Here is a 12,953-nt window from a genome sequence, read left to right as displayed (position 1 = left end):
AGGCGCTGAAAATGAGTTGCCTGTAAGTTGGTCGTCGCGGCCAAGGCCCCTCCCACAGGTGACATGTATGCCTTTACTGATCGGCATTAGCCTGTAGAGCGCGCCTGCGCAAGGCAGGCGCGCTGTTTGGCTAGAGCCAGGCCTTTATCTGCTGGCTCACCGCGTTGGTTGAAATCCCGTAACGATCATGAAGCGTCGGCAAGGCTCCGGCATCCAGGAAGGCATCCGGCAGGGCAATCTGCCGGAAGGTCGGGGTTACGCCATTACGCAGCAGAACCCCCGCCACCGCTTCGCCCAGGCCTCCGATGATCGAGTGGTTTTCAGCCGTCACCACCAGTCGGCCCGGTTTACGGGCTTCGGCCAGGATGGTCTGCTCATCCAGCGGTTTGATGGTCGGGACATGCAATACCGCCACGTCCACGCCATCGGCCTGAAGCTGTTTGGCTGCTTCAAGGGCGCGCATGGTCATCAGGCCCGTGGAGATGATCAGCACATCGTTGCCGGTCCTGAGGGTTTTCGCCTTGCCCAGCTCGAAGGTGTAGCCGTACTCGTCCAGCACCAGAGGCACGTTGCCGCGCAGCAGGCGCATATAGACCGGGCCCTGGTGAGCGGCAATGGCGGGTACTGCCTGTTCGATTTCCAGTGCATCGCAAGGGTCGACGATCATCAGGTTCGGCATGGCGCGAAAGATCGCCAGATCATCGGTGGCCTGGTGGCTCGGGCCATAACCGGTGGTCAGGCCCGGCAAGCCACAGACGATCTTGACGTTCAGGTTCTCTTCGGCAATCGCCATGCAGATGAAGTCATAGGCCCGACGCGAGGCGAACACCGCATAGGTGGTCGCAAACGGCACAAAGCCCTCACGGGCCATGCCCGCTGCGGCGCTCATCAGCAACTGTTCGGCCATGCCCATCTGATAGAAACGCTCGGGATGCGCCTTGGCGAAGATATGCAAGTCAGTGTATTTCGACAGGTCGGCAGACAGCCCGACGATGTCCGGACGCTGATCGGCCAGCGCTGCGAGGGCATGGCCAAAGGGAGCCGGACGGGTTGCCTGCCCTTCGGAGGCAATCGACGCAATCATGGCCGAGGTGGTGAGGCGTTTCTTCGGCGCTTCGCTGCCGGAAGCGGTGTTTTTCAAGGTGCTCATACGGTTCTCCCGGTTTCCAGCCCAGCGTCCAGATTGTCCAGTGCAATATCCCATTCATGCTCATCGACACGAATGAAGTGGGTCTTTTCACGGGTTTCCAGGAAGGGAACGCCCTTGCCCATGCGGGTATCGCAAATGATGACCCGCGGCTGTGACCCAGTGTGATTGCGCGCCGCATCGAAGGCCTTGACCAGCGCCTCCAGATCATTGCCATCGACCCGCTGGGTAAACCAGCCAAAGGCCTGCCAGCGGTCGACGATAGGCTCGAACGCCAGGATTTCGCTGGAATGGCCGTCGGCCTGTTGGTTGTTCACGTCGACAATGGCAATCAGGTTATCGAGCTTCCAGTGGGAGGCGGACATGACCGCTTCCCAGGTGGAGCCTTCATTCAGTTCGCCGTCGGACAGCAGGTTGTAGACAAAGGAAGACGACGCCTTGCGCTTGAGCCCCAGGCAGGCTCCCACGGCGATACCCAGCCCATGGCCCAGTGAGCCACCGGTGATTTCCATGCCCGGTGTATAGGCCGCCATGCCTGACATGGGCAGGCGACTGTCATCTGCACCATAGGTTTCCAGCTCGTCGGCAGGAATGATTTCGGCCTCGATCAGCGCGGCATACAGGGCAATTGCATAGTGCCCGATGGACAGATAGAACCGGTCCCGGCCCTCCCACTCCGGGTCTTCGGGCCGCAAGTTCATGGCGTGAAAGTAGGACACCGCCAGCAGGTCGGCAGCGCCGAGTGCCTGGCCGACATAGCCCTGGCCTTGAACCTGCCCCATGCGCAAGGCATTGCGGCGGATGTTATGAGCACGTTGCGCCAGTGTCAGGGCACCGGTTTGTAAATCAGTAGCAGTCATTCGGGAAACTCCTCAACTTAGCGGTTGACCAGGGCAGCCGGGACACGCAGAACCAGAAAGGCACCAAAGACCAGCACGCAGGTAATCAAGTACATGCCAATGGCACTGGAGCCGGTAGTGGTCGTGATCCAGCCGATCAGATAGGGGGAACAGAAACCGGCAAGGTTGGCGAAACTATTGACCGCCGCGATTCCAGCCGCCGCCGATACCCCGCCCAGCAACGTGGTGGGCAACATCCAGAACAGTGACGACGCGGACAGAATTCCGGCAGCAGCCAGGCACAGGCTCATGATCGAAAACAGCAGGTTGCCGCCCATCACTGCCGCCAGGCTCAAGCCAGCAGCCCCTGCGATCATCGGGATCACCAGATGCCAGCGCCGCTCGCGATGCTTGTCACCGCTGCGCCCCATCAACAACATTGCGAAGATGGCGCAGATGTAAGGGACGCTGCTCAGCAGACCGATGTGCAACGGGTCGGACACACCGGCATTGCGCACCAGTGTCGGCAGCCAGAAGGTGATCGCGTACTGGCCCATGACCACGCAGAAGTAGATGCCCGCCAGCAACCACAGACGCCGGTCGCGAATAAAGGCACCTGTGGATTCATGGACGACTTTCTGGCTGTTGTCTTCTTCAAGCTCGCGCAGCACCAGCGCTTTTTCATCGTCATTGAGCCAGGTGGCCTGATGCACGCCGTCCTTGAGATAGCCCAGCACCATCAAGCCGACCACAACGGTGGGAATGGCCTCGATGACGAACATCCATTGCCAGCCCGCCCAGCCGTGATAACCGGCAAAGCTGTTCATGATCCAGCCTGACAGCGGCCCGCCGATCATTCCCGACAACGGAATGGCGACAAACCACAGCACCGTCATGCGCGCACGACGATAGGACGGAAACCAGTAGGTCAGGTACAGCAACAGGCCGGGAGCCAGGCCAGCTTCGGCAACACCCAGCAAGAAGCGCAGGACATAGAACTGCCAGGCCGTTTCCACAAAGGCAAAAAGCCCCGAAATGATGCCCCAGGTAATCATGATCCGGGCAATCCAGATCCGGGCGCCGACACGGTGCAGGATGATGTTGCTGGGCACTTCACACAGGAAGTAGCCGATGAAGAACATGCCGGCACCCAGGCCATATACCGCTTCGCTGAGGGCCAGGTCGTTCATCATCTGCAATTTGGCAAAGCCGACGTTGACCCGATCCAGATAGGCGCACAGGTAGCACAGCATCAGGAACGGCATGAGTCGCCAGGCGGTCTTGCGATAAGCGTTGGAACGCACGGTGGTGACCGCGTCCGCAGACAAGGTGGTCGTTGTCATGATGGTCTGATCTCTTGTTTTTATTGACCGCCAGGCTCGTGACCCGGCGGTATCGTCGATACAGAACAGTGCGGGCAAGGCAAGCCCGCAGGTTTAGTGAATCAGCATGCCGCCATTCACATCCAGGGTAATGCCGGTCAGGTACGAAGACAGATCGCTGGCCAGGAACAACGCCGCATTGGCCACGTCCTGAGCCACGCCCAGACGCCCGAGCGGAATGCCTTCGATAATGGCGTGACGACGTTCATCCTGCATCAGGCCGCCGGTGATATCGGTGTGAATCAGGCCCGGCGCGATGGAGTTGACACGCACATTGTCCGGTCCCAGTTCCCGCGCCATGGCCTTGGCCAGCCCCAGCACACCGGCCTTGGCTGCGCTGTAGTGAGGGCCGCCAAAGATACCGCCGCCACGCTGGGCGGAAACCGAAGACATGCACACAATGCTGCCGCTGGCCTGCTTGCGCATGGCCGGGATTACGGCCTGGGACATGAGCAATGTGCCGCGCAGACTGACATCCAGCACCTTGTCGTAATCGCTGCGACCGATGTCGAGGGTCTTGAGTGGCTGGGTGATACCAGCATTGTTGACCAGCACGTCGATACGGCCGAAGTGCTCTAGAACGCGGGCGACTGCCTGAGAGACATGAGCTTCGTCCGCCACGTTGGCAGCAAGCCCCAGATGACCTTCACCCAACGAAGCGGCGGCGTCACGGGCGGCTGACTCATCCAGGTCCAGAATGACCACGCGAGCGCCCTGTTGGGCAAAAGTGACAGCAGTGGCTCGGCCAATACCTCGTGCAGAGGCGGCACCGGTGATGATTGCGATCTTGTCTTGAAGAATCATGGGCAGGGTTCTCCTGAATTGTTTTTATTGGATCGACCCAAGTCGAATCGATGACCCAGCTTGTGCCCCACCCCGAACCTGAGCAATAACGCGACTTTCAGCAAGTGCTGAAAAAAAATCAGCACTCGGCAAATGAATCGGTGATATTTGGACGCAAAGAAAAGCTGACCAAGGCCGGATACCCGCATGCATACCCCAGGCGACCCTTCACTCAATCTGCCACCGCTCAAGGCCATTCAAGCCTTTGAGCAGACTGCCCGCTTCGGCAATGTGGCGCGCGCCGCCGAACAGCTCAACCTGACGCCCTCGGCTGTGAGCCATCAACTGGCCAAGCTGGAATCGATGATCGGTCGCCAGTTGTTCCTGCGCACGGCCAGAGGCGTGAGCCTGACGCCTGTAGGCGAACAGTACCTGTCGGAGATTTCAGGGATACTGCACAGCTTTGCCGTGGCCACCGAACGGGCTGCCAGTGATATCAGCCTGGACTGCCTGCGGCTGCATTCGGCGCCTAGCTTCGGCTTCCTGTGGCTGATGCCGCGCCTGGAAAAGTTTCGCCAGAGCCACCCCGATATCCAGCTGAACCTGTCGTGCTCCTACGAATCCCTGCACTTCAGCCGCGACAAGATCGACGTGGATATCCGCCATGGCCTGCCCAACTGGCCGACGCTTGAAGTGCGCACGGTGCGCAACGAACAGATCGCGGTCATGGCCTCACCGGCGCTGCTGGAAAGAAGCCCCGTCCAGAGCGCAGCGGACCTGCTCGACAGCCCGCTGATCCTGTCCGAATCCACCTTGATCAACTGGCCACAATGGTTTGCCCGGCACGGCCTTTCCCGACCGGAAAAACCCTATCCACTGAGTTTCGACCGCTCATACATGGCCCTCGAAGCGGCCAGTCAGGGTCTTGGCTTTGCACTGGAAAGCACCCTGCTGGCCCGCAAGTATCTGGCCAGAGGCGATCTGGTGGTTGTATCACCAGAGGCACTGAGCGCGCCGATTACCGCTCACCATCTGGTATTCCCCAAGGCCCATGCCAATTTCCCAAGGGTGAAACGATTTCTGGAGTGGATGCAGGAAGAGTTGGGCGGGGATTTTTCGTATTAGGGACTTTTTCGCGAATGAATTGCTCCTACATCAACCCCGTAGGAGCGGATTTATCCGCGAAGGCGACATTCCAGACAGCAAGAGTTTATGAGGTGAAACGGGGTCCTTAAAGCACCCCCAACAACGCCCAGACCCTTCTTGCCTCGGCATCGGATGTAATCAGTTCCGAAAGCAGTTCCTTGAGGGGTTTGTTGCCCCACTCCACGCCTTTGCGGATCAGGTAAGGCACCGGGCTGTGGGGTTCGTTGCGGGCCAGGTAATCGGCAATCAACAGTAATTGCCGATAGGCCTCTTCACGATTGCGTGGCTCGCTGAATGCTCGTGCTCCGGCGTTCGACTCAAGCGGGGTATCAAGCGTCATGTCGGCTGAGGCCTCTTCGGTTTCCGGCGGCAAGGGTTGTGGTGGATGCATGGCAATGAATTCCTTGAACAGTGCCGCCAGGGATACCAGCGTCTGTTTCAGGGGCGCGTACGAGGGGCCATCCTCGGCAAAGTACTGGGTGCTCCAGTTGTCCAGCGCCTCAAGTTTCTGCAACGCCGCCTGGGTGACTTCAAAGCTGCTCAACCACCAGGCAACCGGCGTGGCACGTACCCGTTCATTGATTCGGGCCTGGTCACCGGCAGCGTTTTCGGCCGCTATTTTGGATGCCTTGCTGTCGTTGACCTGCACTCGGTTGCGTTGCAGTTGCTGCCAGTCACTCAGGACATAACCGGCAAACTCTCCTTCCCGACTCTCGAACAACTGAAATTGCGTGCGCAGCAGTTCGGTATAGCGACGCACGATCCACTCAAGGGGCGTCGCTCGCCATGACAAGTCACCATCGGCGGGTTGTGGGTGCAGCTCCTGCGGATAGCGCTCGCACAGGCCGATCAGCAGGCTCAACGCATCGATGATTCCAGGCCTGGCATCCTTGTGCAACCAGGCTTCGCCCAGCCAGGCGGCGATCATCAGGTCCTTGCTTTCCTTGAGCAGTACCGAGGTCGCAATCGCTTCCACCTGCCCCCAGTCGGCCCGTTTGATGTCCGCCTGCCAGACGCCCATCGGCAAGCTGGCATCGTCTTCGCGGCGCAACTGGCGCAAGCGGTCGTAGATGGGTTCGTGGCGCAGGTTCACGCCGCAGGGCGAGTGACCAAACAGGGGCTCCAGCAGTTCGCTGACCCGTGACGAAAGCTGACTCATCGATACACTCCAGCATCAACTACAGAACGAGGGGCCGAGCCGAATGGCGAGCGAGGTGCCTGCACCGGCAAGGGTTGGATCGACAACGGAGCTTTGCCACCCTGGCTCATCAACGACAGGCGCACGAACATCAGGGTCTGGTTTTCCTCATTGGCAGGCGCATGGACTGGCACCTCAAGCGACAACGGGAATTCCGTGTAATCGACATTGGGCTGACGCTGCACCGATACATGGGCGCTCATCAGGCGCAATAGCGACCACGGCCCAAGGTATTGCCACTCGGCTTCCAGCCCGCTGACACGCAGGTCTGACTGCAACGGGTCGTTGACCGGGCGCTGAGTGCCATCCCGAGCCCAGCGCAGAATCAGGCTCAGCGGCTGACCGACATTCCAGTGCAAGACCTGCTGCGCCTGGCCCGGATAGCTGATCTCACGGTTCCCTGAAACCAGTTTCCAGTTGATGACCTGATCGGCACCGCGCTCACTGTCACGATCGGTGCGCCACTGGATTTCCATGTCCGCACCCACCAGACCGGCCTTGTCGCGCAGCAGCAGAGCACCAAGCCAGGGTCGGGCCAGCTTCAGGCGCTCAAGAAACTCGGCAGCCGCCGCCCGGTCGCGGGACTGGGCATTCTTGAGTCCGTCCTGAGCCTGTGGCAATCGCTCGTCGATCAGGGTCAGGAAGTGCTGAACCCGCGCCGGGTCGGCATCCGCTGCACTCAAGTCGTGGGCAAAGGGGAAACGCCCCGACAGGTATTGATTGAAGTAGCTGGCCAGTGCGTTCCAGGCAGCCGTGCCCTGCTGCTGTTGCAAGAGCTGGCAACGGCGCAGAGCCCCTTGTTGCAAGGTCAGCCAGCGCTGGGTCAACTGCCCGGTACTGACAGGCACATTGGCCGACTGCAAGATGCCCAGGCAAGTGTTCTCGTCCATGTCGTTGAAGTCACGACTGAGCAACTGAGTGATCAAGGCTGGAGAACTCGACGGATTCTGCGCCTTGTACTTGTTCATTTCCTCACTCAGGGAGGCAAACCGGGTCACTTCCTCGACGCTGACCAGCGGCAGGTTCTGCAACTGTGTCTTGAGCCATTCCACGGCCGGTGCATGCTGCTCGGTGATCTTGGAGATCACCACGAATTGCTGGTCCAGACCACGCTTGAGATCCTGGGCATCCGTGGCTCGCAACAATTGCAGACCAAAGTTTTTCCCGCCATCCCACTCACTGATATCGGCACGGTCCCGGAACAGCGGTTGCTCAAGCACCATTCCGGTTGCGGCCGAGATATCCGCCAGTGCGACCCGGTTCAGGTAGTTCTGCAGGCTGATTGCAAGCTGGGGGTGCTTGAGTTCGATAAAGGCCTTGTGCAGCGCCAGTGCCTGATCGGTCCGGATATCGAAAAGCTGGACTTCTTCCTGAGCCGTCAACGAAGACGCATGGGTACTCAGGCTCGACCACATGGAGTCGGCGGCAGCTTCCTCGGCGGTACTCAACATGGCCGGACGATACATGGCCGGAATATTCGGCAGCTCTTCACGGGCATACAGCTTGTAGCTGTTGTAGTGATTCAGGGCGATGCTCAGGCCGTCGTTATCGACATGCTGCGCCGGGCCGTTTTCACCACTGCCATCCTGACGCAGCGCGCTGGCCACAAAGTCGCGCCGCAGTAACGAGTTGATGGCCGCATGCAGTTGCGAAACCCGTTCCTGCAAGGTCAGTTGCCCGCTGCCACTCTGGGTCAGCAGGCTATTGCTCGCGGCCCCCTGAGCGATCCATTGTCCCTTGAAGCTGTGTTGCAATTGAGCCGCCTGGCTTTCAAGATCCTGAGCAACCTGTGGCCCCAGCAGCTTGCTTTTCCTGACGCTGTCCATCATGGCCAGATAACCCGGCACCAGTTCCTGCCCCTTGCCACGGCTCCAGGTCGCATTGGTCAGGTCGATGACCGCCTGCAAATCATCGATCAGGTCCTTGATGCGCTCCAGCTCTTCAAGGTTGTTATCGGTGCTCGACTCCAGACGTTCCAGATGCAGCTTGAGATAACCGGCGGCGGTGATGAAGTTGTCCGCCCGATAGTATTGAACCAGCCACTTTTCCATCAGTTTGGTGAAATTGCCAGTCACTTCCTTGCGGTGAGCCAGGAGGTCCAGCGGTTGCAGGACTGAAGTGCCCTTTTCCACCATCAGCCGGTTGTAGAACGACTCACGATGCAAGGTGCCCGCATTGAGGTTCAGGCTCAAGGCGTTATTGCTCAGAGGCACCAGCTCATCAAGAGGCGTTTTCTGGTTGCTCAGCGACAGGCTGTACAGATTGCTCATCTGCTCCAGACGAGTCGCCCGCTCCACCAGATCCCTGGCCTTGACGTAACTCTGCCACAACGCAGGGTCATCGCCTTCCTGAACGGAGCGCCGGTCACTGTCGGTGATCGCCAGCAATTCGTTGGTCTGGGCCAGCAGCAAGTCATGCAAAGGCTGGCGCATATGACTCATGGACATATGCCGCAAGACCCCGTCCAGACGGGTATCCAGCGAGGAGAACCAGGAGCTTGGATAAACCGGAGAAGCGAAATGCCAGCGCGGCGCGTTCTGCAGCACATTCCAGAAGGCCTGCACATTGCTGCGGGTCAGTTCCTGCCGGTGCGCGTCATCGTTGACCTGCACGTAACTGCGCTGGGCCTCCTGCAACAAGCGGGACAGTTCATCGGCCTCATCAATCGAATAGCGCCAGACCCAAAGCATGGAAATGCCCCAGATCACGCCAAAGACCAGCGCCCCAATGGCCGTGACCCGCTGCCAGCGTCGACGCAGATGCAAAAGGCGCGGCACCGGTTGCGCCAGCCCGCGCTCGGCATTGATGCGATGCTGCCAGAGCGACGAAGCGAAGACGCTCTGCATGGCCGGTGCATCGCTTGCCGACAGCGTTTCATGGCCCGGAGCCGACGCCTGATCGGCAGTGAAGTACAGCCCCCGAAAACGCACCGCCTCGCCCTGGGCATTGCCCTGAAAGACCGGCTCCAGCAGCATTTGCAGAGAGCGGCGCAAATCCTTCAGACGCTCGGGGAGGAAACTCAGCTCACCACTCAAGTGACCTGACAACGCGCCGATCTGGACCACCGCTTCAGACAGTGCCTGAATCACGGAGTCCAGCGCGGTATCGCTCCACTGGGATTGCCAGACCATTTCCGGGTCATAAGGCGAACTCCAGCCCAGAATCTGCTGGCGGGTGTCCTGCGGCAAGGCCATGACCAGATCCTGAAAGCCGGGAATCTCGTCCATGCCGTTGATCACGACATACACCGGCACACTGAGCCCAAGGCGTTGCAATAGATCGATAAAGCGCCGACGCGCCGCCAGCCCAAGCGAGGCCGCACGCTCGCCATCCAGAAGGTCGGCTGCGCTGATGTTCCAGATCACACCGTCCAGCGGGCGCTGGCCACGGATGCGCAGCAACAGGCCAAGCAGGCTCGCCCAGCCGTTACCCTGAAGTTTCATGCCTTCTTCGGGCATGAACAGAGACTGCGGCACAACCAGCACCGCGCCTTCGGGATCGGACCACCAACGGCCGAACCATGCCGGCTTGTCCGTGGGCGAAAGGTTCCAGGCCGAGCACAACTGCGAGCCCTGGGCCTCATCGCCGACCATCAACAGCCACGAGGTCTGATAGTGATCGCGTACGCCCTGGTCCTTCTCCATCTGGCGCACGGCAAAATGGAAACTGCGGATCGCTGCACCGCCACGGGTACGCAGCCACCAGATGCACAACAGCACAATCAGCAGGACGACCAGGATGCCGATCACCCAGCCCAGCATTTCCAGCGTCATGACAGGCTCTCCACAACGGCGAAGGGAGTCGCCAGATGCAGGACCGGCTCCAGACGCTGGCCGATGTCATGCCAGAACAGTTGACCGATACCGATAAACAGCAGCGTGAACGCCAGAATCACCAGCCCCAGGCGCAAGCCGTCAGGCAGGGATTTACGCAACGGCAACTGACGTGGCACAACACTGGAAGGTTCGGCCAGCAACTGGCTGACATTGGCATAGTCCGGCTCGCGCTGGCGAGTGAAGGTAAACAGCGCATGACGCCATTTTTCGTGCAGAGCCTGACCGCGCTCCCCACGCAAGTGCCCGTGAAAACCGAGGATCAGGCACAACAGATAAACGTTGCCCAGGTCCCGATTGGTGGAAACCTGCTCATCGAGCAAGCGCTTGATTTCCAGCGGCAGCCGCTGACCGGCCTGGCGGCTTGAATACAGGCGCGATTCCAGCGGCTTTTCCTGCCAGGCGCTCTGCCCCGACCAGTCGGCGAACAACAGGGTTTCATCCACCAGCGCGACAAAGGCATAGACCATGGCCTTCATTTGCTGAGTCGCGGAATCCCCTACATTGGAAAATGCATTGCGCCACAGTCGGCGTGTGATCCGGGTCGACAGCTCGGCCACGGTCTCGACCAGCTTCGGGGTATCTTCGCTACTCTTGTCCAGCTCGTTCCAGGCGGTCAGCCATTGCTGCCACGCCTCACGAAAAGCGCTACTCAACGGTGCATCCTGCATGGCGCGCACCCGCGAAACGGCATTCCCTTCAGGCATACGACTTCCCTACCGTACTCAGGCGGATTCGTTGGTGGTTTTGTCGATGAACAGAACGACTTGCCAGGGGCTGACTGCGCCTCCTGCAGTAGATGAAACAATGTGCAACGGCTGTGTCGGGTCGAACCATTCACCACTGGCCTGGATGACAAACAGCCGTGTGTCGTCGCCCGTGCTGTAGGCAACCTGCTCCTGACGGCTCATCGCCTGATGGGGCAAGCCGCTCATGCGCTGGCGGGCCAGCACCGGTATATGCGGGCCGGAAGCAATGATCGACCTGCCCAGCCAGTCGATTGCTGCCTGCTCGGACGCACCGGCCGGCATACGCAAGCCGACCACCAATCGCTGGCGAGGCTTTTGCTCGGGCAGTGCAATGGAAAAGACATGCTCGGCCTGCTCGAAAGGCACGCTGCGAAAGCCGACCCGCAACTGGTCCAGAGTGCGCTCCAGCCAGGTCAGTACCTGGTCGTAGCCGCGATACAGGTCGAGAAAGTCCAGCGGCGCATAAGCAGGCACACCAGAAATCGGGTCCAGTACCGACCAACTGCCGGTCATGCCGAGCAGCAATCCATGCAGACCTTGAGCCGTAGCGACCCGACTGCTCAAGGCACCTTCCACCTCGGGCAATCTGGCCCAGAGCGCAGCGGATTGCAGACGGATTTCCTCGGCATCGTCCTGATTACCCGCCTGCTGGGCCTGACGCAAACGTCCGGCCAGAAACATGCATTTCTCACGGGTGCGGGCACACAGGGCCGCGACTCTGCGGCCTAGCAAGGATTCGGGCAGGATCAGCGGTGTCGGCGCGACATAGGGCAACTGCACGAAACCACCACCCTCTTTGCGCAGATGCAGCAGAGGCACGCAGATGGAGTCAGCCTTGTTGGCCTCGGTGACCAGCCGAGGGTTAGGTCGCCATACGGTTATGGTTTCCGGGTTCTCGCCACTGGCCAGATCCGGCAGCGAGTCGCCGAGCACCGATTGCAGGCGACCCTTGAGCGGCAACAACTGACCGGCGCGCCACAAAGGGCTGACCGCCAGGTAGACCATCACAGTCGCAGTCGGAGATGCGGCGGCAGCCTCGTTGATATCCAGCTCGACCATCGGCCCCGATCCGGCACGAATGCTCAGCGGCATGCCGTCAGGCAAGGTAGCGTCCAGGGCCAGAATACGGACCTGCCCGGCAAACAGGGCCGAAGGGTCCAGATCAAGGTTTGTAACCCCCCAGTACCAAGGGTTGGATGCCTGGGCCAGATGGGCGGCCAACACTTCGGCCCGCAAGCCTTGCAACTGAAAATGCTGGGGCAGCAATTGCATGCCTTCGTGCCAGCAGACTGCATCAGGTAGCACGCTCATAAGGTTTCCTTGACATCCTGTGTGTGGCGCATGGTCAGTGCGACGCGATACTCAATGGGCATTTTCGTCGAACAGCGTCATTTCCCGACTATCGAATTTCAGCCATATCCTGCGCTGGCCATCAAGCCGCAGGCGATGCGCGCCGGGCGTATTGTAATGGGCAAAAACCAGTAACCCTACGGCGGGCTTGCCGTCCAGCGGGAAGATGCCGGATTCGATCAGTTGTCCCGGCACCAGCTCCATGCCCCAGACAGCCATGTTCTGGCGGTGGTCACGGCGGAACTGATCACGCTCGCTGAACCACTGGCTGGCGGTCAGGCCTGACAGTTGCTTGAGAAGGTCCGGGTCATTGACGGCGATGAAATCGACAGCGACAGGCGAGTCATCATTGGCACGCAGGGCTACGTCCAGAATCAGTGAATCGACGCCTATTTTTGGATCCAAGAATGAACAACCCGTGAGCATGAAAACAGCCAGCAATACGGCAATCCATTGTCGGTATATGAACTGTTTTACGGTCATGATTGTCCAAGAAAAATTTTGTATTGCTTTTAGCCGTTCCTGT

General features: G+C 59.8%; 10 protein-coding genes. 1 reads left to right on the top strand and 9 read right to left on the bottom strand.

All coding sequences use genetic code 11. From position 1 onward, the window contains the following. Positions 1–130 precede the first annotated feature (130 nt). The 4 genes from Q6A51_RS01600 to Q6A51_RS01585 all read right to left on the bottom strand — a co-directional run bounded on the left by Q6A51_RS01600 (position 131) and on the right by Q6A51_RS01585 (position 4,172). Positions 131–1,150 (bottom strand): transketolase family protein, encoded by a 1,020-nt coding sequence (locus Q6A51_RS01600; protein WP_201001883.1) that lies wholly within the window; start codon positions 1,148–1,150, stop codon positions 131–133. After that, the gene (locus Q6A51_RS01595; protein WP_201001882.1) at positions 1,147–2,007 is read right to left on the bottom strand and encodes a transketolase; all 861 of its coding nucleotides are present in this window, start codon (positions 2,005–2,007) and stop codon (positions 1,147–1,149) included. Before Q6A51_RS01595 ends, Q6A51_RS01600 begins: the two co-directional genes overlap by 4 nt. Before the next feature lie 17 nt (positions 2,008–2,024). Then, positions 2,025–3,329: an MFS transporter gene (locus Q6A51_RS01590; RefSeq protein WP_201001881.1), complete on the bottom strand. Its 1,305-nt coding sequence runs from the start codon at positions 3,327–3,329 to the stop codon at positions 2,025–2,027. A 93-nt stretch (positions 3,330–3,422) separates the two neighbouring features. Continuing rightward, on the bottom strand, positions 3,423–4,172 hold the full coding sequence (locus tag Q6A51_RS01585; protein WP_201017595.1) for an SDR family NAD(P)-dependent oxidoreductase: 750 nt from the start codon (positions 4,170–4,172) through the stop codon (positions 3,423–3,425). Between the two features lie 186 nt (positions 4,173–4,358). On the opposite strand from Q6A51_RS01585, the gene Q6A51_RS01580 reads away from it, so the two are divergent. Beyond that, positions 4,359–5,276, top strand: coding sequence for a LysR substrate-binding domain-containing protein (locus Q6A51_RS01580; RefSeq protein WP_304573968.1), 918 nt, complete (start codon positions 4,359–4,361; stop codon positions 5,274–5,276). A gap of 106 nt (positions 5,277–5,382) precedes the next feature. Here Q6A51_RS01580 and tssA read toward each other — a convergent pair whose 3' ends face one another. Genes tssA through Q6A51_RS01555 form a run of 5 tightly spaced genes read right to left on the bottom strand, consistent with a single transcriptional unit; the run spans position 5,383 to position 12,910 of the window. Beyond that, complete coding sequence (gene tssA / locus Q6A51_RS01575) at positions 5,383–6,456, bottom strand: type VI secretion system protein TssA (protein WP_304573967.1); 1,074 nt, start codon at positions 6,454–6,456, stop codon at positions 5,383–5,385. Beyond that, positions 6,453–10,268 carry a type VI secretion system protein gene (locus tag Q6A51_RS01570; protein ID WP_304573966.1) on the bottom strand — a complete coding sequence of 1,272 codons (3,816 nt, stop codon included), beginning with the start codon at positions 10,266–10,268 and terminating at the stop codon, positions 6,453–6,455. The genes tssA and Q6A51_RS01570 overlap by 4 nt, the downstream gene beginning before the upstream one ends. Beyond that, the gene (locus Q6A51_RS01565) at positions 10,265–11,035 is read right to left on the bottom strand and encodes a DotU family type IV/VI secretion system protein (protein ID WP_304573965.1); all 771 of its coding nucleotides are present in this window, start codon (positions 11,033–11,035) and stop codon (positions 10,265–10,267) included. The genes Q6A51_RS01570 and Q6A51_RS01565 overlap by 4 nt, the downstream gene beginning before the upstream one ends. 18 nt (positions 11,036–11,053) lie before the next feature. After that, complete coding sequence (gene tssK / locus Q6A51_RS01560) at positions 11,054–12,388, bottom strand: type VI secretion system baseplate subunit TssK (protein ID WP_304573964.1); 1,335 nt, start codon at positions 12,386–12,388, stop codon at positions 11,054–11,056. A 51-nt stretch (positions 12,389–12,439) separates the two neighbouring features. Next, complete coding sequence (locus Q6A51_RS01555; RefSeq protein WP_201017602.1) at positions 12,440–12,910, bottom strand: YajG family lipoprotein; 471 nt, start codon at positions 12,908–12,910, stop codon at positions 12,440–12,442. Positions 12,911–12,953: the final 43 nt, after the last annotated feature.

Origin of the sequence: Pseudomonas serbiensis (genome assembly GCF_030580745.1) — a bacterium.
In the GTDB taxonomy this organism is placed as follows: Bacteria; Pseudomonadota; Gammaproteobacteria; order Pseudomonadales; family Pseudomonadaceae; genus Aquipseudomonas; species Aquipseudomonas serbiensis.
Note: the sequence above shows the minus strand (reverse complement) of the source record. Positions and strands in the feature narration are given on the sequence as shown.

Coding starts and splice junctions, on each gene's coding strand:
- Q6A51_RS01590 (WP_201001881.1), bottom strand. CDS start 3,329: ATGACAACGACCACCTTGTCTGCGGACGCGGTCACCACCGTGCGTTCC.
- Q6A51_RS01580 (WP_304573968.1), top strand. CDS start 4,359: ATGCATACCCCAGGCGACCCTTCACTCAATCTGCCACCGCTCAAGGCC.
- Q6A51_RS01600 (WP_201001883.1), bottom strand. CDS start 1,150: ATGAGCACCTTGAAAAACACCGCTTCCGGCAGCGAAGCGCCGAAGAAA.
- Q6A51_RS01555 (WP_201017602.1), bottom strand. CDS start 12,910: ATGACCGTAAAACAGTTCATATACCGACAATGGATTGCCGTATTGCTG.
- Q6A51_RS01585 (WP_201017595.1), bottom strand. CDS start 4,172: ATGATTCTTCAAGACAAGATCGCAATCATCACCGGTGCCGCCTCTGCA.
- Q6A51_RS01565 (WP_304573965.1), bottom strand. CDS start 11,035: ATGCCTGAAGGGAATGCCGTTTCGCGGGTGCGCGCCATGCAGGATGCA.
- tssK (WP_304573964.1), bottom strand. CDS start 12,388: ATGAGCGTGCTACCTGATGCAGTCTGCTGGCACGAAGGCATGCAATTG.
- tssA (WP_304573967.1), bottom strand. CDS start 6,456: ATGAGTCAGCTTTCGTCACGGGTCAGCGAACTGCTGGAGCCCCTGTTT.
- Q6A51_RS01570 (WP_304573966.1), bottom strand. CDS start 10,268: ATGACGCTGGAAATGCTGGGCTGGGTGATCGGCATCCTGGTCGTCCTG.
- Q6A51_RS01595 (WP_201001882.1), bottom strand. CDS start 2,007: ATGACTGCTACTGATTTACAAACCGGTGCCCTGACACTGGCGCAACGT.